This is a genomic window from Pseudoalteromonas sp. S8-8, assembly GCF_000497875.1.
In the GTDB taxonomy this organism is placed as follows: domain Bacteria; phylum Pseudomonadota; class Gammaproteobacteria; order Enterobacterales; family Alteromonadaceae; genus Pseudoalteromonas; species Pseudoalteromonas arctica.
Genome location: NZ_AUTR01000065.1, coordinates 23,516 through 47,138, shown reverse-complemented (window position 1 = coordinate 47,138; position 23,623 = coordinate 23,516). Strand labels below are relative to the sequence as shown.

The following is a 23,623-nucleotide window of genomic DNA, read 5'->3' as shown; positions in this document are numbered from 1 at the left end:
ATCCTAGTAATAGCTAAAGTTAGCGTCTAAATTCATCACTTTGCGGTAAATTAATTAGTATGAGTACAGCGCCTCTACCACCATATTCGAGAGGGGCTTGGTGCATCGCTATTACGTCAGGGTGCTGTACTAAGTACTGAGGCACTTTGTGCTTTAGTACGCCGCCGCCAATACCGTGCACTACACATGCACAATAGTAATGCTGCTTTTTACATTCGTGAATGAGTCCAGCGAGTTCATCTTTAGCAAGTTCTTTATTTAAGCCATGTAAATCTAGCGTCAAATCGGGTGCAAAGTCACCACGGCGAAGCTGTTTAGCTAGGAAGGTATCTTGGCCTGGTTTTACATATTTAACCGTGCCGTGGGTGTCTATATCGGGAATATAAACGTCTGAGAAGAAAAATTCAGATTGAGCCTGCTTTTTTTGCTGGGCAAATTGCTTAGCTTGTGACACCTTAGGCTTTGTATCAAAACGATGAGTATCTTGTTTAAATACTTTGGCGCCTGTGATCGTTTGACGAAATAAGCTTATGTCGTCATTGCTTAGGGACGAATGTGATGGAGTGTCTTTTTTCATAACTATTACCTAAACAAAAAAACGTAAAAACGCAGCGCAAAAGGCGGTACAATACTTAAATGAGAGGCAATTGTAATTTGCCCAGCGCAGATAGGCAATGCAATCGTCTTAAAGACTCAAAACAGTCAGTAAGCTAATACAGGTAAAAATATATGAGCGATTTACAAATAGAAGAAGCAACACTCGAAGAAGCCGTTGCAGAACTGTCAACTTTACATGACTGGTTACGTTGGACTACAAGCCAATTTGCAAGTAGTAGTATATTTTTTGGACACGGTACAGATAACGCATGGGATGAAGCTGTAAGCTTATTACTGCCTGCGCTTAGCTTGCCTGTTGATGCGCCAAAAGAATTAATGCACGCGCGTTTAACAAGCACAGAAAAAAACCGACTTGCGGGTCTTATTGCAGAACGTATTAACGACTGCACACCAGTACCTTACTTAACAAACATTGCATGGTTTGCGGGTATGCCATTTTATGTGGATGAACGTGTACTTATACCTCGCTCACCGTTTGCTGAGCTTATCAGCAACCGCTTTACACCCTGGCTTGAAGAGCCACAATCGGTTAACCGCATATTAGATTTATGTACGGGGTCGGGTTGTATAGCAATTGCACTTGCTCAAGCTTTTGAGGAAGCACAAGTTGATGCGGTAGATATATCGTATGAAGCGCTTGAAGTGACAGACATTAACATTAACGATTACATGTTAAGTGATCGTGTGTTACCCATTCAGTCTGATGTATTTAGCGGTGTACCAGGTCAAAAATACGACCTAATAGTTGCAAACCCACCGTATGTTGATGCAGAAGATATGGCTGACCTGCCACGTGAGTTTCATCATGAACCAGAGCTTGGGCTTGCATCAGGCCACGATGGTTTAGATGTAACCCGTACTATTTTAAGTGAAGCGAGTGAACACCTAACTGATAACGGTTTGTTATTTGTAGAAGTTGGTAACTCTATGGTACATATGGATGCACTTTATCCGGGCGCGCCGTTTGAATGGATTGAATTTGAACAAGGCGGCTTAGGTGTATTTGTAATTAGCAAAAAGCAGCTAGATGAGTATTTTGCAAAATAAGTAAAAAATGAATAGCCAAGCCGTGTGCTTGGCTATTGGTAGTCATTAGGAATGAGGAAAGTTAATGGCAGGTAATAGCATTGGACAGTTATTTAAAGTGTCCACCTTTGGTGAGAGCCACGGCGTTGCATTAGGCGGCGTTGTTGATGGTACTCCCGCAGGTCTTGAAATCACAGAGGCCGACTTACAAATTGATTTAGATCGCCGAAAACCAGGCCAAAGCCGTTATACAACGCAGCGCCGTGAAAGCGATCAAATAAAAATATTAGCAGGCGTTTTTGAAGGTAAAACCACAGGTACCAGCATTGGTTTATTGATTGAAAATACCGATCAACGCTCGCAAGATTACGGCAAAATTAAAGATGTATTTCGCCCAGGTCATGGCGATTACACGTATTGGCATAAGTACGGCTTGCGCGACTATCGCGGTGGCGGTCGTTCATCTGCACGCGAAACCGCAATACGCGTAGCGGCAGGTGCTATTGCTAAAAAATACTTAAAGCAATTTCATGGTATTGAAGTTAAAGCATGTTTAAGTCAGCTTGGCCCTATTAAGGCGGAAATGTTTGACTGGGACGAAGTTGAAAATAACTTATTCTTCTTCCCTGATGCAAGTAAGCTTGAAGCGCTTGACGAATATATGCGTGACCTTAAAAAGCAAGGTGACTCAGTTGGCGCTAAAGTAAAAGTAGTGGCAAGCAATGTACCTGTTGGTCTTGGTGAGCCAGTATTTGACCGCCTTGATGCCGAACTTGCACACTCATTAATGAGTATTAATGCAGTTAAAGGCGTTGAAATTGGTGATGGCTTTGACGTAGTTGAGCAAAAAGGCTCTGAGCATCGCGACGAGCTAACCCCTGAAGGTTTTACATCAAACCATGCGGGTGGCGTACTTGCCGGTATTTCGACAGGGCAAGACATTATTGCTTCTATTGCGCTAAAACCAACGTCGAGTATTACCATCCCAGGTAACAGCATTAATACAAGCAACGAAGCGGTAGAGATGATCACCAAAGGTCGTCACGATCCGTGTGTGGGTATTCGTGCAATCCCGATTGCGGAGGCAATGATGGCTATTACCTTAATGGACCACTTACTGCGTCAGCGCGGACAAAATCCGCATGTAAATCATCAGCACGGGCCAATTAACGGCTCTGTGTAAGTATTTATAATTATAAAAAAACGCGGATTACCGCGTTTTTTTATGTCTGTAATTTAGTTTAAAGCCTTTCAGGAGTTGTTCAAGTAGGCCCTATATACTGCAAGAAGGAGGGTAGTAATCATGAACGATAATATTAATGAACACTCACAAATAAAAGCCCAAGCTGCAATAGCCCGCTTAGAGCGATTCAGTAAGTTAACTGATAGCAGCATTGGCATTCCTTTTACTAAATTTAATATAGGTTTGGAGGCTGTGATTGGTTTAATTCCCGTTATAGGTGATGCCGCAGGGCTAATTTTATCAAGTTATGTGCTGATAGAAGCGCAGCGTTTAGGTGTGAGTAAACGTATAAAGACTAAGATGATTATCAATATGCTCATAGACTTTGTGGGCGGTTTAGTGCCATTTTTTGGTGATATTTTTGATGCCTTTTTTAAAGCTAACACGCGTAATACACAACTATTAAAAAAGCATTTAAACAAGCAGTTAAGTGAGTAATTAATAGCTTTAAGTAACAGTTAGCAAAGAGACTTTAAACAAAATGTTGTTGGTTGTTAAATCACCTAGTAAGGTAGGAGCGTCTATTCACTTTGGTATCTACAATATGCAATTATTTATCGGTAATAAAAACTACTCTAGCTGGTCATTACGCGCATGGTATTTAATGAGTAAATTTGATGTTGAGTTTAGTGAAACCCAGCTGGTACTCGACACCCCCGACTTTTACAATGAACTAAAAAAGACCTTTGCTGTGCAAAAAGTTCCAGCGTTAATTGATGGCGATTTACAGGTATGGGATTCACTAGCAATTTGTGAATATATTAACGATGCTTACTTATCGGGCGCTGCATGGCCAAAATATATTACCCAAAGAGCTAAAGCGCGTGCGCTAAGCGCTGAAATGCATTCAGGCTTTATGGCGCTGCGCAGCGAAATGCCAATGAATATAAGAACTACCCGTAAAGTAGACCTATCGAGCGAAGCACTAAAAGACATAGCCCGTATAGACGAGATATTTGCACAGCAACAAGATGTGTTTCCAAATGAGTGGTTTTTTGGTGACTTTAGTATTGCTGATGCCATGTATGTGCCTGTTGTACTGCGCTTAAAAACCTATCAAATTACGTTATCGCCAGAGGCGCAGCAATATTGTGACTTTGTTATGCGCTGCCCAGTATTGCAAGGATGGATCACTCAGGCATTAACCGAGACCGATATTGTAGAGTGTGATGAAGCAGGAACGCCTGTATAATTATTGTTTTCTTATATGGCATGTTTTATGCCTTAAAATCATAAGTTTAAACTAGGCAGCTCATGTATCTAAATCACCCAAGGTATGGCAATACACCAATAACTACCAATACCCCAGTGACAATAGAGGCGATAGAGAATGCGCACTGGCGTTACTCGAGCCTTAAATACTTCCCTAATACGGTAATATTGGCTGATATAAAAAAGCAAAACTATGCCATTTATCCTCGGGCACTTTATGTTGATATTGAAGAGAAGTGCGGGACTTGCTCTAAGGCATTTATTTTTTTTGCTCAAGAGCAGCAATATTGGTTTGAAACATTAAGATTTTGGGTCGATTCACACTGTACTCATTGCTTTGAATGCCGTAGACATGCCAGATATATACTAATTCTACGTAAACGGTACGATATGTTAACTAGCTTAGCCAATAAAACCTCAGGTGAAAAAACACAGTGTAAAGAACTTGGTAATACTCTTTACTGTTTAGGTATTATTAAAAATATCAATAAAGTGAAAGATTAGTCCGCTTATATTTTACTATCACGCCTTATTTTTACTTTAGTTGTAAAAGCCCGTACAATTCGTCTCGTTTTTAATGCGCAAAATAGCGCTATAACCGAGACTAATTAGCCTAATTTTATGCATCAAATAGCTGATCTAATTTCAATTTTTGAGCGCACTTTTTATCAAAATTATAATACCCGATTGATAAAAGGCGATTGCGAACCTATTTATATTCCAGCTAATAATACAACGCCTTTTCATCAGGTTGTATTCGCTCATGGTTTTTATGCGAGTGCACTGCATGAAATTGCGCATTGGCTAGTAGCAGGCGATGCACGTCGTTTATTAGAAGATTATGGTTATTGGTATTGCCCCGATGGGCGCGACAAACAAAAACAAGCTGAGTTTGAAAGCGTAGAAGTAAAGCCTCAAGCTATAGAGTGGTTATTAAGCACTGCAGCAGGGTTTACTTTTAATGTGTCGGTGGATAACTTAAACGGCGAGCAAACATGTCGGTTTGATTTTCAGCAGCGAGTACATGCACGTGTATTATCGTTAATCGAAAATGGCTTTAACTCTCGTACAGAGTCACTTTTAAAAGCACTCTCTGATTTTTATAATACACAGTGGCCATTAACAGCGCAGCAATTTAATTGGCAACATCCGAAGGAGCTTTGTAATGGCGTTTAAATTAGGTTTAATTGTAAACCCAGTAGCGGGTTTAGGCGGAACAGTTGCTTTAAAAGGTAGTGATGGCGCACACACAGCCGCTAAAGCAATCGAATTAGGTGCAGAACCCAAAGCAAATAGCCGCACAAAAGCAGCGCTTGAAGTGCTATTGCCTTATAAAGAGCGCTTAACCATTTACACCGTTAACGGTGACATGGGTGAGCAAACAGCAAAAGCCTTGGGCTTTAATGTAGAGGTTGTATATAACTCTGAAGTAATAACAACCCCAGATGACACAGAACAAGCAGCAAAAGTACTTAAAGACTTTGGTGTTGATTTAGTTTTATTTGCTGGAGGCGATGGTACAGCGCGTAATATTTGCCATGCAATCGAAGATACCATTCCTGTACTTGGTATTCCTGCAGGCTGTAAAATTCATTCTGGTGTATACGCCATTACACCCAAAGCAGCAGGGCGCGTAGTCGAAATGCTGGTTAAAGGTGAGTTAGTTACCTTAGCTGACGCAGATGTAATGGATATAGATGAAGATGCCTTTAGACAAGGCACAGTAAAAGCAAAGCGCTACGGCGAAATGCAAACACCTAGCGAAGTACGCTATATGCAAGCGGTTAAAAATGGCGGCAAAGAAACCGACGAACTCGTACTTGCCGACATTGCTGCGCATGTTGTATCGCAAATGGATGAAGACACATTTTATATAATGGGTAGCGGCTCAACCGTTGAGGCCATAATGGAAGAAATGGGACTTGAGAATACGTTGCTTGGCGTTGATTTAATAAAAGATCAAACCTTAGTTGCTCAAGATTTAACGGCGAAGCAATTACTTGAGCTTACACATGATCAAAGTACTAAGTTAGTCATTACGCTCATTGGCGGGCAAGGGCATATATTTGGCCGTGGTAATCAGCAATTGAGCCCTGCGCTTATACGTGCAATTGGCAAAGAAAACATTATTGTAGTAGCAACAAAAACAAAACTACAAGCGCTTAATAGCCGCCCCCTTATTTGTGACACCGGCGATGGCGAATTAGATGATGAATTAACGGGTTATATTAAAGTAACCACCGGATTTAACGACCATATTATGTATGCAGTAGGGCACCAAAACCTTGAAAATACAGGTGCTTTGCAAAACCAGGAGATTAATAAATGAGTTTAGTGAACTATATCGATGCAGCCCAGCAGTACTTCGATGATTTAGTAATAAAAGCAACTGACGATGAGTTATTTGCAGGCGGCTATTTACGAGGTCATTTTGATCTTGCAGTTGGTTATGCCGAAGTAGAAAAGCTGACAATCAGTATAGATGAGCTAAACGAAACTGTAGAGCAGAGCTTAGTTAAAGCGTATCGTAATGGTGAGCTTAACGAAGAGGACAAGACATTAGTTGCACGCTTGTGGGAAGAAGTTAAAGCCCTCGCTTAAAAGTAAGTGATACAAAAAACACGATTTGTTTATCACTATCGTGTTTTTTTGTGTCCAAAACTTTTAAAGCAGATTTTTATGTTAATTTACTGTTTTGTTTTTATGCGATATTGTTACTAAAATAAATTTTAGGAACAATAAAAATGAATAATAATCACGACGCTTTACCTTCAGGGGTTGTTGCGCGTTTTTTAAATTTTGTTGAGCGGGTTGGCAATAAGCTTCCAGATCCAGCCGTAATATTTCTGTTTGCAATGTTATTAATTTGGTTTTTGTCGTGGTGGTTTTCAGGTGTAAGCTTTGATGCAATAGATCCACGTACCGGTGAAGCGATTATTATTAATAATATGCTGGCAAGTGATTCGCTCGCTACCTTTTTATCCTCTATGGTAAAAACCTTTACCGGCTTCGCTCCCTTAGGTGTCGTTTTAGTAGCTATGTTAGGTGTAGGTGTTGCTGAGCATTCGGGCTTTATTAATACTGGCCTTAAGTTAATGCTTAAAGTTACTCCTAAAAAGCTATTAACGCCTTCAATCATCTTAGTGGCCATTGTGAGCCATACCGCTACTGACGCAGGTTATGTATTAGTTATTCCACTTGCCGGTGTTATATTTTATGCTGCAGGACGCCATCCGCTTGCGGGTATTGCAGCGGCATTTGCAGGAGTCAGTGGTGGTTTTGGGGCTAACTTTATTCCATCAGGGATTGATCCATTACTACAAAGCTTTACCCAAAGTGCGGCGCAAATAATTAATCCTGCAATGACAATTAACCCGTTAAATAACTGGGCATTTGCTTCAGCATCTAGCTTATTTATTGTGGCATTGGGCTGGTACATCACCGATAAAATTATTGAACCACGTTTACAAAAAACAGCGGTTGATGGTGCGAAAGAGGATTTACCTGTATTTGAAGATGCACGTAGTGATGAAAAACGTGCCTTTTATATAGCCAGTACCGTGATGATTGCAGGGCTTGCGTTATTAGCATTTATCTCTGCTCCAGACGATTCTGCAATGCGCAGTAGTGACGGATCCCTTACTAATTTTAGCTCTCCTTTAATGCAATCTATTGTACCATTAATATTTTTACTTTTTTGGCTACCTGGCACTGTATATGGTTTTACGGTAGGTACCTTTAAAACTTCAAAAGATATGATTGATGCTATGAGTAAAGCGATGAGCGGCATGGCATATTATATCGTCATGGCGTTTTTCTGTTCGCTATTTATTGCTGCATTTAGTAAATCAAATTTAGGTGCATTACTCGCAATCGAAGGTGCGCAGTTATTAAAGGCAATGGAATTGCCAAGTGCAGTAACGGTTGTGGGCATTATCTTTTTAACTGGCTTTGTTAACTTGTTTGTAGGTTCAAGTTCAGCAAAATGGGCGTTACTTGGCCCTATTTTTGTACCGATGTTAATGCAACTTGGCATTTCGCCAGACTTAACTCAAGCCGCTTATCGTGTAGGTGACTCAAGTTCTAATATTATTACACCGTTAATGCCATACTTCCCATTAGTGGTGGTGTACTGTCAAAAGTATGTGAAAGGCACAGGTATAGGTACTTTAATTGCTATTATGCTACCGTACTCAATCGCCTTTATGATTGGCTGGAGTATCTTTTTATTAGGTTACTGGGCACTTGGTATTCCACTAGGGCTTGATGCTAGCTACGTTTACCCAGCTTTGCCTTAATAAAGTATAAATATTAAGAGCTTATATTAGCCTTGCCACGAAAATGACAGGGCTTTTTTATAAGCTTTAACTTTGTAAGCCAATGATGGCTATCTTTCTAGCCCTCTGACAATATAACCAAAATAGCTAGCTTCACCGATTACATAAACATAGTGCCCTTTACTATTGATAATGGATGATTTCTCTTCATACCACCGAAGCTCGTGTATTTGCTTAGTTTTAGGATCTAAAAAAGATAAACGTGTACAACTATTTTCATAATCACTGCCGCACTCTTCAACGTCTGTCAGGATATATTCTTTATACCAATAATCACTTTCAGTGAAATAAGCAAACAGCTTTATTGGAAGGGCTAAATAGATATAAAATATTGCGTATATTAAAAATGGAGCTGCCAAATAGCCTAAAATAAATGAAGCTAGGTTCTTTATTCCTGAAATATTATGCTTAAATGATTCTCTATATTTACTGCATTGCTTATATTTTTTGAATACAAGCATATTCAAATAGATAAATAGTGCACCTGAAATAATAGGGATAATCCAAAAAATAGTAATGTCATATTTTTTATTTGCAATAAATGGAGGGTCTGTAAAGTCTATTACAATTGGAATAGCCATGAATAAAATAAGAGGGCTTAGTAGCGCTATGATTGGTAGGTATTCATATAATTTTTTCATATCAGTGATCCTTACTGTCAAAAATATTATTTTTTTACAAAGCCTGGCGCATTATTTAGTAAATGTTGATGACTAGCTTGGTAGTCTGCATAAAAAATGACTGCTTCATCCTCAGCTAGTGAGTTAACAACAGTTGAGTACCAATCTATGTATTGAAGTTGCTCTTTTGTAGGAGAATATTTTTCAAGTTTGAAGTAGTTAATAAAGTCATTGCATAAATCTTTAGTTGTATTCTTCTCAGACCATGTCAGTTTGCTGCTAGAGTTGATGCTACCATAAGTAATTAGATCGTTAGTTGGCCACTTCCCATCTTTAGTGTGACCAATTATATAGCGCCAATCACAACCGCTGGGCGATAATCCAGCATATAGGTATATGTGAAAAAAACCTTTATTATGAAGTAGGGCTACCATTCGGGTTATTTGGCTTGTTAAAAGTTTCATTTATTTACATCTCTCCCTGAAAGTAATACAGCTGCTTATTCCTATTACGGCAGCCATTTTAATAGCGAGCTTCTGAATTTTTCCTCTAACTAACCTGAACTCTGGTTAAGAGATTTATTATTCAGAGTTCAGGTTAACTAGTTTTCTCATGTTACAGACACAAAAAAACCTTGTCACTTTCGTGGCAAGGTTTTTTTATTAAAGAGTCGTTGCTTATTTAGCTGTGAAGCTTACTGGGCGACGTTCTTTACGAGGGCCAGTACGCTTATCACCGCGTTGGCTATCGTCTTTATCTTTACTAAAGGTGCGCTTTTTGTCACCAGCTGGACGCTCAGAGCGTTCTGCACGTGGCTCAGCAGGGCCTTGATCTTGTGTAATTGTTAAGCCCATAGGACGTTTACAAATAAACACTTTTTGGAAATGATCAAGTACATCTTTAGGCATGTTTTGCGGCAATTGAACCGTACTGTGATTGTCGTGTAAACGAATATCACCAATAAACTTGCTTGAGATGTCAGCTTCGTTAGCGATAGCGCCAACAATGTTCTTAACCTGAACACCGTGTTCACGACCTACTTCGATACGGTAAGTATCCATAGGGCCTGCATCACGGCTGTTACGTTCGCGAGGTTTACGCTCAGCGCGTTCACCACCACGTTCGCCGCCACGTTCGTTACGACGTCCACGGTCACCACCGCGATCATTGCGGTCGTTACTACGTGGGTTGCGATCGTTACGCTCGTTACGTTCACGAGGTTGAATCTTAACTTCTTCAACTTTAATTGGAGACTGTTGCTGTGCTAAACACAGTAACGCACCCGCTAAGCTTTCAAGAGGAAGTTCAAGTTTTTCAGCCATATTAGTAGCTATCTCGTTAAAGAATGTAATATCTTTGTTTTCAAGCGCAATAGTTAATTTTGCTTGTAACGCTTCAATACGTTTTTCTTCAACGATTTTTGCAGTTGGTAATTCAACTTGTGCAATTTCAGACTTCGTATGACGAATGATATTTTTAAGTAAATAACGTTCGTTATGTTTTACGAATAAGATTGCTTTACCAGTACGACCAGCACGACCTGTACGGCCGATACGGTGAACGTAGGCTTCAGAATCTTGTGGGATATCGTAGTTGATAACTAAGCTTAAGCGGTCAACATCTAGACCACGAGCAGCAACGTCTGTTGCAATAACAACATTTAGCATGCCGCTTTTTAAGCGTTCTACAGTGCGTTCACGTGCTTGCTGGTTCATATCACCATTAAGTGGAGCAGCAGAGAAACCTTCGCGCTCTAATAACTCAGCAAGTTGTACTGTATCGTTACGCGTACGTACGAAAACAATAGCACCTTCATACTGTTCAGCTTCTAAGAAGCGAACAATAGCTTTATTTTTATGTACGCTTGCATTCCAAAACACTTGCTCAACAGATGATACTGTAGAGTTACGCGCAGAAATATGAACCTGTTCAGGATTGTTCATATACTTGCTGCTGATGTTTTGAATTTGCTTAGGCATAGTCGCAGAGAAAAGACATGTTTGCTTTTCGCGCGGTGTTTTTTCCATGATGCTTTCTACATCATCGATAAAGCCCATACGTAACATTTCATCGGCTTCATCAAGTACAAGTGCTTGTAGAGCATCAAACTTGATAGTGCCACGGTTAATGTGATCGATTAAACGACCTGGAGTTGCAACAATAACCTGAGCGCCACGACGAAGTGCGCTTAATTGGATACTGTAGCTTTGGCCACCATATAGTGCCAATACTTCAATACCACGAACATGTTTAGCATATTGTTCGAATGCCTCAGCAACTTGGATCGCAAGCTCACGTGTTGGTGTGAGTACAAGGATCTGTGGCTGTTTCACAGACGGGTCAATATTATTTAGTAATGGCAGTGCAAATGCTGCGGTTTTACCTGTACCCGTTTGAGCTAGTCCCAGTACGTCCTTTCTTTCTAGCAATAACGGTATACATTGAGCTTGGATTTCAGATGGTGTCTTGTAACCCAACTCTTCAACTGCCTTCAAAATTGCAGGAGAAAGATTTAGAGATTCAAACGTGACTGGTTCTGACATTAATACGCCTCAACGAATTTAAAGAGGCGCGCATTATATAGGATTCGCGAGGCAAATGCTTGTATAAATTGAAACTAATTTGTATGTGTTTGATGTTGGTCTAAATTTAACCAGCTCAATGTAGGGTTTATTAAACTGGTTAACATATTTAATACAAAGCTTATTTATACAAGCCTAGGTTTTCTTTTGCGTAAGCTTCAAATTCTGTAAATCCACCAATGTGATTTTGGTCTACAAAAATTTGTGGAACAGTAGGGCAAGGCTTACCCGCTGACTTTTCAAGGTCGGCTTTACTTATACCTTCTTTAATTATGTCGATGTAACGAAATTTAAAGTCATCACGTTCGTTTGATAATTGCTCAGCAACATCTTTCGCACGAACACAAAATGGACAACCTTCACGGCCAAAAATTACGGTTAACATAGCTTTCTCCTCAATTTGATTAATATCAGTTTAAATGAATGGAAAATTATTTAAAGAGAAAAAAATCGATTGCACCATTCTAATAAAAGCATAAATCATATTATGCATAGCAATATGATTTGCAAAATGCGAATGAAAAACCAGAGCCCTGTTTGTCTAATACTTAAGTCTATGAATGCAAGTGTGTTTACAAGAATTAATTTATGGCACATAACTTGATGATATAGAGCTATACATTGGGTTAACGAGAATGCTTTATGAATATTAATAGTCACGTTTTAGAAATTATCCAAGGAGTAATAGGTAAATATTGTGAAACCCAAAGTCAAAAATTCTCTATTACCTTAATCAATAAGTTGCAATGTAACTACGTCTGTTTGCAAATTCCGCCAGAGCAAATGATTGCACAATGCGAGGCGTTTCTTACTCCGGCGCTAGCAGCAGTAAAGCAGTGCTTTTTACTTAACCTCGAAGCAAATATTCAGGGAGTTAGTATTCACTATCAGATTGATGATTCTGAACAAGTAAACACGTTGGATTTTCACGGGCTCTTAGCAACTAAAGAGTCTGTTAGTTTAGCGCTTGATGTTAGACAAAATGTAGACGTTTTAACTGATTGCGAAGCGTTACTCAAAAGCTGTTTAAAAATGTCAGCTAATACTCACGATCGTTTTGGTTTAAATTTTAAATTATTTAATAGCACGCTTAGAGAGTCTGCACAGCTAGAGGATTTACGCCATCTTAGTGGTAACGCATTAATTGATAAATTAAATAGTGACAGCTTAAATACACACATAAAGTTGTGCTCTATTAACGACATTTACGAGCTGAGCCAAGCTCATAAACTATCTAAAAAAATATTAGGCTGGCCATTTTTTGATACCGACTTAATTACTATTTTAACAACATTTCACACACAAACACGTTTATCGGTATTAGTAGCAGACGACAGCTTACCGAGCCAAATTGCTACAAAAGTAATGCTTGAAATGCTGGGCTGCTTAGTAACGTGTGCAGAAAATGGTGCCAGTGCATTAACACTTGCTCAAAATGAACCATTTGACTTGCTACTTTTAGATGAGCGTATGCCAGGAATGTTTGGTAGCGATGTGGCGCAGCAATTAGTTAGGCAAAATACACCTAATAACAATACTCCTAAAGTTATTTTAACGGGGTTAACAGGCGATGAGCAAATAGCTGAGTTGTTTGATAAAGGAATTACTCACTATTTACAGAAGCCAGTGACAAAAGCGGTACTTGAGAAATTTATTAAACCTTGGCAGTTAGCCTCTTAAATTGATTAATAAGGAGAGAGTTATGGATGATTTCTCTAAGACAGCACCTATTTTAATTGGTTTTCAAAACAATTACTTTTTGCCAAAAGGTATTTTGTATGACGAGGTTGAAGAGTCATCAAGAATTACTGGCGTGGGGGAAAATACACTCTATTTATTGACCTTCTGGGCAGAGCAATTTGCTTTAGTTATTAATACACCCATTCACTTTACGCAAAACTATAGCGAGCTTAAAAATCCGATTGGTATATTAAAAGTCATTGCGGTGGGGGCATTTAAAGCGGGTTCGTACGGTGCTCAAACCATTAAGCAGCTAGACCTTTTTAGTAATATTATAGAGGTGGTATTTGGGAAAAGAAGTTTAAATGCTTTTACACATATAGATTTAGCCGAAAACATCAAAAAACATGGGGCCACTAATATAATTTTAGCGGGTACTGTGTCTTCTATCTGTATTGATTCAACTGTGCGCACTGCTGTTGCACGTGGTTCTAATGCCACTATTTTAAGTGACTGCACACCGAGACGCACTCCTTTTGAACAAGCATTCTACTGTGAAAAGGTTTCCCTTCTTTATGCACGAGTTTGTGAGAGTAATACTTTTATAAAGTATTGGAGAGATCATGAATAATAATGATGAGCTACAAGTTCAAATCCAATATGCACTAGTTGAAAAACTTTCCAATAGTAATCGACGTCAAGCAAAGCTATTAGCTATTTTAGATGAGTGTATTTTTGAGTGTGATAAACATTTGAATTTTACTTATATTAATGAAGCTTGGGAGAAGAAGTTAGGTTACTCAACCGATTCATTAATTGGCTCCAATATTACTAAGTTAATGAATCGCGATGATATTATGCATTTTGTCGCATACAGCTGTTGTTTACTAGAAGGGAAGCAGGCTCCCAGTGTAGAAATACAAATTAAAAGCAGCATCGGGCTCATGAACTGGTTTGAGTTAAGGTTAGTTTATGATGAAAAAAGCGGCTTTATAGGCTCGTTCTATGACATTCAACGTCATAAAGATTCTCAATTATTGCTCACACAACAACAAAAATATGTAAAACGCTTATCGCTTGTTGCAAGCCATACAAATAACTTAGTAATAATTACAGATAAATTTGGCGTAATTGAGTGGGTTAACAATAGTTTTGAAGTACTTACAGGTTACACCTGTGATGAGGTTATAGGCACTAGCCCAGGTCAATTACTGCAAGGGCCAAAAACATGTGAAAAAAGTCGTAAGGTTATGTCTCACGCTGTAAAAAATGGGCTTCCTTTTCAAGTTGAAACCACAAATTACGATAAAAATGGTAACGTTTATTGGGTTGCTATTGATGCAAATCCAGTGCGAGATGATGAAGGTAAAGTAAAGCATTTTATCGCTATAGAAACTAATATTACGCAGCGAGTTAAAGCTGAACAAGCAATGGCAGAGATAGAATATAACTACCACTCTGTCGTCGATAATATTCCTGATATTGTTTTACGCCTTGATACATTTGGCAATTTATTATTTATAAATCAAGCATGGCAACGCGTCTTACACAGCAGTGTAGATGAGAGTCTTGGCTTACCTATAATTAAGTTTATAGCAAAAGAAGATGTAGAAAAAATTAGTAGCACTTTGCTTGATTATAAACAAGGTAAGCGTGATATACGTCGCTTTGATATACGTTTGATTAATGCACAAGGCATAAATAATTGGGTTGAAATGACACTTACTCCCATTGTGGGTGGCTACGAAAGCGATTTGTTATCTATTGCCGCAACACTTGTTGATATACAAGAACGTATTGAAAGCGAGCAAATATTGCTTGAAGCTAAACATCAGGCAGAAACCCTAGCGGAGTCAAAAAGCCGATTCATGGCAAATATTAGTCATGAAATTCGCACGCCATTAAATGCTGTGATTGGATCTGCAGATATTTTGCATCATACCGGTTTAACTTCTGAACAAATGCGTTATACACAAATGATTAAAACAAGTTCTGACGCGCTATTAAGTGTATTGGACGATGTATTAACGTACTCACGCTTTGAAGCACAAGCTATAACACTCGATAATCAGCCATTTAGTATTGATACGTGTATTGAGGAAGCTGTAGATATTATTACCCAAAGTGCTTTGCAAAAAGGGCTTGAGGTTGTTTTTGATTTTTATCCTGATGTACCCGCTCAAGTAATTGGTGATCATGTACGTATAAGGCAAATAGTCATAAATTTATTAGCCAATGCGATTAAGTTTACTCAGCATGGTGTAATAACGGTTACTGTTAAGTGCACTCATATTGAAGGTAATAATTTAAACCTTTATATATCTGTAAAAGACACTGGAATGGGAATCGCAAAAAATAAAATAGAAAGTATGTTTATGCCTTTTATTCAATCAGATAATTCAATTACCCGAAAACATGGTGGTAGTGGCTTAGGCCTTGCGATATGTAAGCAAATTTGTGATGTAGTAGGGGGAGATATTTCGGTTAACTCTGAGCTCAATAAAGGGAGTGAGTTTATCGTTAATTACCCGTTAAAAATAGACACAACCGACTCAATATTGCGAGAGGGGTTTGCAGCACGAAGTAAAAAGCCAAGAGTATGGATTGTAGGACATAACCAAATTTTAAAAACCGCGTTGGAGCACACACTCACTCGGTTTTCTATCGCTTTTGAGCACTATGAAATATGCCCAGATATCCCTGAGTATGATAGTTTTCCTGATGCAATTGTATTAACTGATCCTCCAATGCTAGCCCAAACACGCGAGTGTATAAATACATATAACTCCCTTAATTCACCGTGTTTACTTATCTTAGACTTACTAGGTGAAAGCTTATTACCGCAAAATCTTAACGACAGAGAGCTTAGGTTAAATGGCCCTTTTAAAGTATCGCATGTACCGCGAGCAATTAGTTTATTGGAAGAACAGTTATTTCATTTAGATATTATATTTACTAATCGTGAACAAAAAGAAGCCTTAGAAAGCCCTTCAGGGTTAACTCAGTTGAATGGGACCAATGTATTGGTTGCTGAAGATAATACTAATAATCAAATAGTAATAAGGCAGTTTTTAGAGCAAAAAGGCTGTCGGGTACATATTGCTAGTGATGGGCAAGAGGCAATAACCAAGGCTAAAAACAATAAACTTGATATTATTTTTATGGATATCCAAATGCCAATACTCGATGGGATTTCTGCAACTAAAGCAATCAGAAAGTTAGGTATAGTCACTCCTATAATAGCGCTCACAGCAAATGCAATTCATGGTGATAAAGAGCGATTTATAGAAGCGGGGATGAATGATTACTTAGCTAAGCCAATTGTAAGTGAGACACTTTATTTATTGCTTGATAAATATGCCCCAGAGCAGGTTATTGAATCTAAACATTTAAAGCTCTCTCGTTTAGCGCAAGTGTGGGAAAAGCTGAGCTGAGCAATGAAGAACAATATAAAAAGTGGGTTTGTGTTGCATAAAACTTGATAAACGAAGAAATTAACCTAGTATTTTAGGAGTAAGTTAAATTTATTTTTTAGTATTTAATGAGTGTTTTTATTATGGTTTTTCAATTTGATTCGCAAATTGCAATTCAAAATAAAAATACAACGTTACGAATTATTTTTGGATTCTAAATTACATTTTTAATTTTTTTAATACTTTGATTTTGTTGTTTATTTTATCTTTCGTTTGTTTTTGTTTAGTTGGCACGGCTTTCGCAACATATTAAATATCAAATCAAGACGAATTTAGTTAAATTTTAAGGGGTGCAAAATGCAAACAAACACAAAAGCTAAACAACAGCCTAAAGGTAACAATTGGGTACTAACACCTGAAATTATGGTTTTGTCTATTTTGCTTGTTGCCACTTTAATAATAGGTATTACAGTTTTACGAGGTAGCGATTCGATTGAACCGTTGGCAGATATACAGCCAATTACTTTTACACAAGCTGATGTTGAAAACGCACAGTTGATGAGTAATACATTTGACTCGCAAAATACTAACTATGCACAACATGTAACTGCTCCTAAAAACGAAAATAATGACACTCTTTCAAACTAGAGACTTTTGCGCAGGTAACTATTTATAGTTGCCTGCGTTTTTTTATGTTCCTACCACCGTTTTAACTTTCTATCCCTCCCTATAAAATTAGCTATATGCTTTTAAATTTAGATTGTGCTTAACTTAGACAGAGTTTTATCAAAGCTTTCTCTTTTCTCACCTACAATTGCTAACACTAGCTTTAGTAGCAGCTATTAACTGGCTTATCTGTGCTTTATAGGCTCGATTAAGCGCTCATTTGCCAATTTAGGTGCATAGCAAACTGAATTGCAAAATGCGAATAAAGTGGGAGAACTAAAATCTTTTAACCTTCCAATTTAACCGCCTGAATCTATTGGTTTTTATTTCTATTTTTCCACATTTAAAATGGCCTGTAAATTGCTACTCATTATAATAAGTCACTAAGAGTGAAAAACGGAGCAAAATCATGAGTGCGTTTAAATACCTAGAATCGGAAAGCCCAGTCAATCTCGCAAGATGGCATGAGTTAGAAAGAATCATGTCTGATTCAATGCAAAATAATTATTTTAAAATGGTTTATCAACCGCTTGTATCATTAGGAACGGGAAAGTTGGTCGGCTTTGAGTCGCTAGTAAGGTGCCAATCACCGCGCTTTGGTATTGTAGGCCCTGATGAGTTTATCCCGCATGTAGAGCAATCGGGAATGATTTTAGAATTAGGTGACTGGATTTTTGAGCAATGTTTGTCTGATCTAAAACAGATGCGACATTTTGGTATGACAGATATTGCTGTTTCTTTAAATATTTCACCGGTACAAATTTTAGATGGTGATGTGTTTTCAAAAGTAATGGCTTTGCTAGAAAAGCACCAAATACCACCACAAGCCATTAAAGTTGAATTAACGGAAACAGCGCTCATTCATAGCCCTGATAAAATAGCTAAGGCGTTTGAAAACTTCCATAAAGAAGGCGTAAAGGTGTGGATTGATGATTTTGGCACTGGGTACGCGTCTTTAGGTCTACTTCGTCAATTTGATATTGATGGTTTAAAAATTGATCGCAGTTTTGTAAGTGGTATTGCAACTAATAATGAAGACTTTACGTTATGTAGTGCAATTATTGCGATGGCTCAACGATTGGGCTTACAAACTGTAGCAGAAGGTATTGAAGAGAATGAGCAATTACAAATATTAGAACAACTTGGTTGTGATATTGCTCAGGGGTACTTGCTCGATAAACCGCAAACATTAACAAAAAGTATTGATACCTGGGCTCTGTAATTGTTTATATTCATTTTGATTTGCAAAATGCAAAAAATAAATTACTCTTAAACTACAACTCTTACATTTTATTAGTGTACGAAGCTTTAACTTACACAAAGGTTATTTATGCCTATATCAGAGCAGTTTATCGATAAAAGTATTACTGAGCTAAACGTTTTAATTCAACTTGAAAAGGATGTTGGAATAAGCGTTTTAGCCCGATTAGTAAACTTATTTATCGATGAATTAGTTACTATGGCAAACCAATTAGATACGGCAATTAGTAATGCAGATATTATAAAAATTAGAGAAATAATGCATGTTTTGAAAAACTCAGCTGCTTTATATGGAGCCGCTCCTTTAGCTGCATTGGCAACACAGTTACACGATTCACCACCACCAACCACAGAAGAAAATTTGCACGCAGCGCTTGTTATTAAGCATAACTTGGATAAAACCCGAGATGCATATCAAATAATGAGTAAGAGTATAGCTATCTAGGAGAAAGCCGTGTCAGATATAATGGGTAAAGGTCTTGTTTATATAGTTGAAGATAGCATCGCAAGTGGTGCTTTGTACGCAAGTCAGCTAGAGCAAGTAGGTTTTGAATGTAAGCATTTCGCAGATGGGTATTCTGCGTTGGTCGGTATTAAAGAAAAAATGCCTGCGGTGATAGTACAAGACGTATGTTTGCCTGATATAAGTGGGCTTGAAGTTTTACAATTTGTAAATAAACAAAAAAATCCTGCTAATGTAGTCATGATCACCTCAAATAGTTCTATTGATATTGCAGTGGAAGCTATGCGTTTAGGTGGCTTTGACTTTTTAGAAAAACCCTTCACAAGTCAGCGACTTATTAGCTCAGTAGAAAGTGCGTTAACACCCAAAGAGCAAACTAAAGTACAACCTTTGGTTGAAAGCAGTGATAAAAGCCAAGATTTTGTTGGTGAATCACTCGCAATGAAAACCGTTTTTAGATTGCTAGATAGCGCAGCTAGAAGCAAAGCATGCGTATTTATTACAGGTGAAAGTGGAACCGGTAAAGAAGTATGCGCACAAACCCTTCATGATTCGAGCCCTCGCAGCCAAGGTCCTTTTATTGCAATAAACTGCGCCGCTATACCAACCGAATTATTTGAGTCTGAATTTTTTGGTCATGTTAAAGGTGCGTTTAGTGGGGCGTTAAGCGATCGAAAGGGCGCTGTTGAAGTGGCCAACGGCGGTACGTTATTTCTAGATGAACTATGTGAAATGGAGCTTAACTTACAAGCTAAGTTATTACGCTTTTTACAAACCGGCATATTTAGCAAGGTTGGTAGCAGCGAGGTATTACACAGCGATGTTCGCTTGGTATGTGCAACCAACAGAAATCCAATAATAGAGGTAGCAGAAGGGCGCTTTAGAGAAGATTTATATTATCGTTTAAATGTTATCCCCGTAAAGCTCCCGCCTTTAAGGGAGCGCGGAAACGATATTTTACTGCTCGCTGAGTATATTTTAAAACAAAAAAGCGATAGCAACGCTAAACATTTTATTGGCTTTTCTGATGAAGTTAAGGCGCTTTTTTGTAATTACGATTGGCCAGGAAATATACGCGAACTGCAAAATGTAATTGAAAATACAGTCGTTATTAATGATGGCGATGTAATAGAAAGAGATATGCTACCAAATTCATTTGGTCTAGGCGCTGTAAAACACTCAAGCTCAGCTAAGTCAATTCACAATACAAACGATCAGAGTGTTCAATTATCTCCTATGTCGGTTCACGATATAGAACCATTATGGCAAGTTGAAAAAAGGGCTATTGAAAACGCAATCAAAAGCTGCGAAGACAACATTCCTCTTGCTGCTGCTTATTTAGGGGTAAGTGCATCTACCATTTATAGAAAAATAAAGGGATGGTCTTAAAGCTTTAATAGATTTTAATTGCAATTTTAGGTTGAATTAATAAAAGTTACCCTAAACTCTATGTGTAAGAGCAAAATTAATTTTTAATCTGAAATAGTAAAAGGAGATCGCAATGAGTAACACTAGTTTAAAACCTGCGGATATTATGCCATCACTAGTAGTGAGTGATGTTGATGAGAAAAAGGTAGATTTAGTTGACAGAATAAGTGACTCTCCGTGGAAAATGATTGTTGTTTATCGAGGCCAGCACTGCCCTAAATGTACTGCGCAACTCAACGAGCTTGCTAAAGTTCATAAAGACTTTAAAGAGGCTGGAGTTGAAGTGGTTGCAGTAAGTGGTGATAGCCATGAGCAGCTTAATAAACATCTTGAAAAAATAGATATTAACTTCCCAATTTACTATGGTTTAACAATCGAACAAATGACTGATTTAGGGCTACATATTAGCGAGCCTCGCAGTGGTGCAGAAACTGATCATCCATTTGCTGAACCAGGGATTTATGTGCTTAATGAAAAAAATCAGCTTCAAATGGTCGATATATCAAACAGCCCGTTTGTTCGTCCTGATTTAGAGCAACTGCTAGGTGGGATTAAGTTTTCAAGAGAAAACGACTATCCAATCCGGGGCACATTTATTAAATAGTATTCATTTTACATGGTTTCAAAAAAGGCACTCTTCAGTGCCTTTTTTATTTATTTTTAATAAATTTACTTGAAAACAATTTTACCGTCCATATATAGTTAAGTAGGACGCCTGATGGGTCCTAAATTAAACTTAAACAATTGAAATTTATATTATTAATTAAACTTTGCTTGAGCTTGTTCAATAGAAAAGCACATGCAAAATATCGCTTAAATATGAGGATATTATTATGCGTACAGTAGACTTATCACCACTTTATCGTTCATTTATCGGCTTCGAACATTTAGCATCACTTATGGATGCGGCAGCTAATACAGACAAGCAGTCGAGTTTTCCTCCTTACAATATAGAAGCACTCGATAAAGACAAATACAGAATCACTATGGCCGTTGCTGGTTTTAGTGATAGTGAATTGACCATTGAGTCAGAAAACAACACATTAAAAGTTGCAGGTATTAAAGCTAATAAAGATGAAAATAATGAACGTAAGTTTATTCATCAAGGTATAGCAGAGCGTAACTTTGAACGTAAGTTTCAGCTTGGAGACCATGTAAAAGTACTTGGTGCCGATTTAGCTAACGGCTTATTGAGCATAGAGTTACAGCGTGAAATTCCTGAAGCACTTAAACCACGTAAAATAGAAATTGGTAATAGCAATCTAATAGAAGGTAAATAGTCTTCTAAAGTACATATTCCCCTGATTATTTAGCCGCCTCATTTGAGGCGGTTTTTTTACTTAAAGCGCTTCTAAATTATTAAGGTAGTAGGTTGCTTGTTGCAGCGTTTGTTCTTGAAGTGTTTTATCTTGTTTATCCCAGTTTTTATATACCATACCAATACGTGGATTCTTCTCTAGCCTGTCTCTGTGTCTATTCATGAAATGCCAATACAAGCTATTTAGCGGGCAGGCCTTATCTCCTACTTTTTGTTTAACATCGTACTGACAGCTTTTGCAGTAATCGCTCATTTTATTAATGTAGTTACCGCTTGCAGCATAGGGTTTTGTTGCAATTATTCCATCATCGGCAAACTGGCTCATGCCTCGAGTGTTGGGCATTTCTACCCATTCTATGGCATCTATATAAACGCCTAAGTACCAGTTGTCTACGTCATCAGGGTTAATACCTGTAAGCATGCAAAAGTTCCCAATAACCATTAGACGCTGAATATGATGGGCATAAGCGGTTTCAAGGCTTTGTTTGAGTGAGTGGCTTAGACAATTCATTTTTGTAGAGCTGTTCCAAAAATAAGATGGCAGTTTATTTTTGGCTTGTAGCTGATTTTTAACTGCGTAGTCGGGCATGTTAATCCAATAAATGGCACGTACATACTCTCTCCAGCCTAATATTTGCCTAGTAAAGCCCTCTACTTGCGAGAGGGATATTTCATTGGGTCTTTGTTCGTATTCGCTTATTACACGTTTGATTACATATAACGGGTGGAGTATTTTTGCGTTTAGGGCAAACGATAAACGGCTATGGTACAGGCTGGTATTGTTTTTACTTTGATCTGTCATCGCATCTTGAAAGTGACCAAAGCGACTAAGTAAGTGCTCACAAAAGTATTCAAGAGATTCAATCGCTTGTTTACGAGTTGTTGGCCACTCCAGTGAATGTTGATTTATTTCACCCAAATAAGCGACGTTGTGTTTATTTAAACGAGAGATAATGCTGCTAACATCAGTATTGAATAACTTAGGCTCTGGGATGTCGGCTAAGTCTTTTTTGGAAAATTTATTACGATTATTACTATCAAAATTCCATTTGCCACCAGTTGGCTTTGCATCATCAATTAATATATTAAATTGCTTACGCATAGCACGATAAAAGTGCTCCATTGTTACATGCTTGTTTTTTGTAAAGCGTGTTTTTATATCGGTGAACGGTAATAAAAAGTGTTCAGTATCTGTAGCAATTACATTTAATGAGCTATCACTTTTAAACTTAGCTAATTGAGATTTTAGCCTAAACTCGTCAGGGTATTGATATTCAATAGAGTCGCATTGGTATTTATCGGCAACTCGCTTGAGTAATTCAATCAAGTATTTGTCGTCATTGGTATCATCAAGTGTTAAATACAAAACATTAAAACCAGCCGTGTTTAATGCAGTTGCAAAGTTTTCCATAGCATTAAAAAAAGCACACAGTTTTTGAATGTGATGTTTAACGTAGTCAGTTTCTTGTTTTAGCTCTGCGATGAGGTAAAGCGTATCGTCGTCTTTTTGTTTGTACCATGAATGAGATGGGTTTAGCTGATCGCCTAGTATTAGTCTGAGTGTTTTGTGATGGGTCATAGTAAAGCCAAATTTTTTTATACGGACGTATTTAATTAAAGGATCGTTTTACTATTTAACTACGAGAGAATAGAGCAAAAAGGCTTAACCGATTATCAAGGCAATAAAGGCGTGTTGAACCATGGTGTGCAAATGAGTTTAATTAATGGGGAGGTTAAGTAAGTTAAATTGCCACCCC

The 23,623-nt window shown here is 38.0% G+C and carries 24 protein-coding genes; 18 read left to right on the top strand and 6 right to left on the bottom strand.

Annotation, left to right across the window (positions count from 1 at the left end; genetic code table 11):
• Nucleotides 1-19: 19 nt before the first annotated feature.
• Nucleotides 20-577: an endonuclease SmrB gene (gene smrB, locus L659_RS0119795; RefSeq protein ID WP_007377742.1), complete on the bottom strand. Its 558-nt coding sequence runs from the start codon at nt 575-577 to the stop codon at nt 20-22.
• Between the two features lie 152 nt (nt 578-729).
• On the opposite strand from smrB, the gene prmB reads away from it, so the two are divergent.
• The 9 genes from prmB (at nt 730) to L659_RS0119750 (ending at nt 8,397) form a co-directional block, all read left to right on the top strand.
• Nucleotides 730-1,665, top strand: a complete 936-nt coding sequence (gene prmB, locus L659_RS0119790) for a 50S ribosomal protein L3 N(5)-glutamine methyltransferase (protein WP_007580615.1) — start codon at nt 730-732, stop codon at nt 1,663-1,665.
• Nucleotides 1,666-1,729: 64 nt separating this feature from the next.
• The gene (gene aroC, locus L659_RS0119785; protein WP_024591639.1) at nt 1,730-2,827 is read left to right on the top strand and encodes a chorismate synthase; all 1,098 of its coding nucleotides are present in this window, start codon (nt 1,730-1,732) and stop codon (nt 2,825-2,827) included.
• Between the two features lie 120 nt (nt 2,828-2,947).
• Nucleotides 2,948-3,325, top strand: a complete 378-nt coding sequence (locus L659_RS0119780) for a DUF4112 domain-containing protein (protein ID WP_024591638.1) — start codon at nt 2,948-2,950, stop codon at nt 3,323-3,325.
• Nucleotides 3,326-3,431: 106 nt separating this feature from the next.
• Nucleotides 3,432-4,079, top strand: coding sequence for a glutathione S-transferase family protein (locus L659_RS0119775; protein WP_024591637.1), 648 nt, complete (start codon nt 3,432-3,434; stop codon nt 4,077-4,079).
• A 62-nt stretch (nt 4,080-4,141) separates the two neighbouring features.
• The gene (locus L659_RS0119770; protein WP_029769945.1) at nt 4,142-4,603 is read left to right on the top strand and encodes a zinc-ribbon domain containing protein; all 462 of its coding nucleotides are present in this window, start codon (nt 4,142-4,144) and stop codon (nt 4,601-4,603) included.
• 117 nt (nt 4,604-4,720) lie between these two features.
• Nucleotides 4,721-5,275 carry an elongation factor P hydroxylase gene (locus L659_RS0119765; protein ID WP_024591636.1) on the top strand — a complete coding sequence of 185 codons (555 nt, stop codon included), beginning with the start codon at nt 4,721-4,723 and terminating at the stop codon, nt 5,273-5,275.
• A complete protein-coding gene (locus L659_RS0119760; RefSeq protein ID WP_024591635.1) occupies nt 5,265-6,428 on the top strand; it encodes an ATP-NAD kinase family protein in 1,164 nt (387 codons plus the stop codon). The genes L659_RS0119765 and L659_RS0119760 overlap by 11 nt, the downstream gene beginning before the upstream one ends.
• Nucleotides 6,425-6,700, top strand: a complete 276-nt coding sequence (locus L659_RS0119755) for a YfcL family protein (RefSeq protein ID WP_002962183.1) — start codon at nt 6,425-6,427, stop codon at nt 6,698-6,700. The genes L659_RS0119760 and L659_RS0119755 overlap by 4 nt, the downstream gene beginning before the upstream one ends.
• 143 nt (nt 6,701-6,843) lie before the next feature.
• Nucleotides 6,844-8,397, top strand: coding sequence for an AbgT family transporter (locus L659_RS0119750; RefSeq protein ID WP_024591634.1), 1,554 nt, complete (start codon nt 6,844-6,846; stop codon nt 8,395-8,397).
• 89 nt (nt 8,398-8,486) lie between these two features.
• Here the strand turns inward: L659_RS0119750 and L659_RS0119745 are convergent, their stop codons facing one another.
• The 4 genes from L659_RS0119745 to L659_RS0119730 form a co-directional block, all read right to left on the bottom strand.
• Nucleotides 8,487-9,077 carry a hypothetical protein gene (locus L659_RS0119745; RefSeq protein WP_024591633.1) on the bottom strand — a complete coding sequence of 197 codons (591 nt, stop codon included), beginning with the start codon at nt 9,075-9,077 and terminating at the stop codon, nt 8,487-8,489.
• A 26-nt stretch (nt 9,078-9,103) separates the two neighbouring features.
• The gene (locus tag L659_RS0119740; RefSeq protein WP_024591632.1) at nt 9,104-9,520 is read right to left on the bottom strand and encodes a hypothetical protein; all 417 of its coding nucleotides are present in this window, start codon (nt 9,518-9,520) and stop codon (nt 9,104-9,106) included.
• A 213-nt stretch (nt 9,521-9,733) separates the two neighbouring features.
• Complete coding sequence (locus L659_RS0119735) at nt 9,734-11,599, bottom strand: DEAD/DEAH box helicase (RefSeq protein WP_007585469.1); 1,866 nt, start codon at nt 11,597-11,599, stop codon at nt 9,734-9,736.
• A 160-nt stretch (nt 11,600-11,759) separates the two neighbouring features.
• Nucleotides 11,760-12,023, bottom strand: a complete 264-nt coding sequence (locus L659_RS0119730; RefSeq protein WP_007585470.1) for a GrxA family glutaredoxin — start codon at nt 12,021-12,023, stop codon at nt 11,760-11,762.
• Between the two features lie 257 nt (nt 12,024-12,280).
• Here L659_RS0119730 and L659_RS0119725 point away from each other — a divergent pair, with 257 nt between their 5' ends.
• The 9 genes from L659_RS0119725 (at nt 12,281) to L659_RS0119680 (ending at nt 21,828) form a co-directional block, all read left to right on the top strand.
• Nucleotides 12,281-13,318 carry a response regulator gene (locus L659_RS0119725; RefSeq protein ID WP_010554674.1) on the top strand — a complete coding sequence of 346 codons (1,038 nt, stop codon included), beginning with the start codon at nt 12,281-12,283 and terminating at the stop codon, nt 13,316-13,318.
• 22 nt (nt 13,319-13,340) lie between these two features.
• The gene (locus L659_RS0119720) at nt 13,341-13,949 is read left to right on the top strand and encodes a cysteine hydrolase family protein (protein WP_024591631.1); all 609 of its coding nucleotides are present in this window, start codon (nt 13,341-13,343) and stop codon (nt 13,947-13,949) included.
• Nucleotides 13,942-16,752, top strand: a complete 2,811-nt coding sequence (locus L659_RS0119715) for a PAS domain-containing hybrid sensor histidine kinase/response regulator (RefSeq protein WP_024591630.1) — start codon at nt 13,942-13,944, stop codon at nt 16,750-16,752. The genes L659_RS0119720 and L659_RS0119715 overlap by 8 nt, the downstream gene beginning before the upstream one ends.
• Before the next feature lie 336 nt (nt 16,753-17,088).
• Nucleotides 17,089-17,379, top strand: coding sequence for a hypothetical protein (locus L659_RS0119705; RefSeq protein WP_024591629.1), 291 nt, complete (start codon nt 17,089-17,091; stop codon nt 17,377-17,379).
• 427 nt (nt 17,380-17,806) lie between these two features.
• On the top strand, nt 17,807-18,619 hold the full coding sequence (locus L659_RS0119700; RefSeq protein WP_231388455.1) for a putative bifunctional diguanylate cyclase/phosphodiesterase: 813 nt from the start codon (nt 17,807-17,809) through the stop codon (nt 18,617-18,619).
• 108 nt (nt 18,620-18,727) lie between these two features.
• On the top strand, nt 18,728-19,102 hold the full coding sequence (locus tag L659_RS0119695) for an Hpt domain-containing protein (protein ID WP_024591627.1): 375 nt from the start codon (nt 18,728-18,730) through the stop codon (nt 19,100-19,102).
• A 9-nt stretch (nt 19,103-19,111) separates the two neighbouring features.
• Entirely contained in the window at nt 19,112-20,509 is a 1,398-nt protein-coding gene (locus L659_RS0119690; protein ID WP_081709172.1) for a sigma-54-dependent transcriptional regulator, read from the top strand.
• 112 nt (nt 20,510-20,621) lie between these two features.
• The gene (locus tag L659_RS0119685; protein ID WP_007585494.1) at nt 20,622-21,152 is read left to right on the top strand and encodes a peroxiredoxin-like family protein; all 531 of its coding nucleotides are present in this window, start codon (nt 20,622-20,624) and stop codon (nt 21,150-21,152) included.
• Nucleotides 21,153-21,381: 229 nt separating this feature from the next.
• Nucleotides 21,382-21,828, top strand: a complete 447-nt coding sequence (locus L659_RS0119680) for an Hsp20 family protein (RefSeq protein ID WP_024591625.1) — start codon at nt 21,382-21,384, stop codon at nt 21,826-21,828.
• A 60-nt stretch (nt 21,829-21,888) separates the two neighbouring features.
• On the opposite strand, the gene L659_RS0119675 is transcribed toward L659_RS0119680, so the two are convergent.
• The gene (locus tag L659_RS0119675; RefSeq protein WP_024591624.1) at nt 21,889-23,445 is read right to left on the bottom strand and encodes a cryptochrome/photolyase family protein; all 1,557 of its coding nucleotides are present in this window, start codon (nt 23,443-23,445) and stop codon (nt 21,889-21,891) included.
• Between the last annotated feature and the right edge of the window lie 178 nt (nt 23,446-23,623).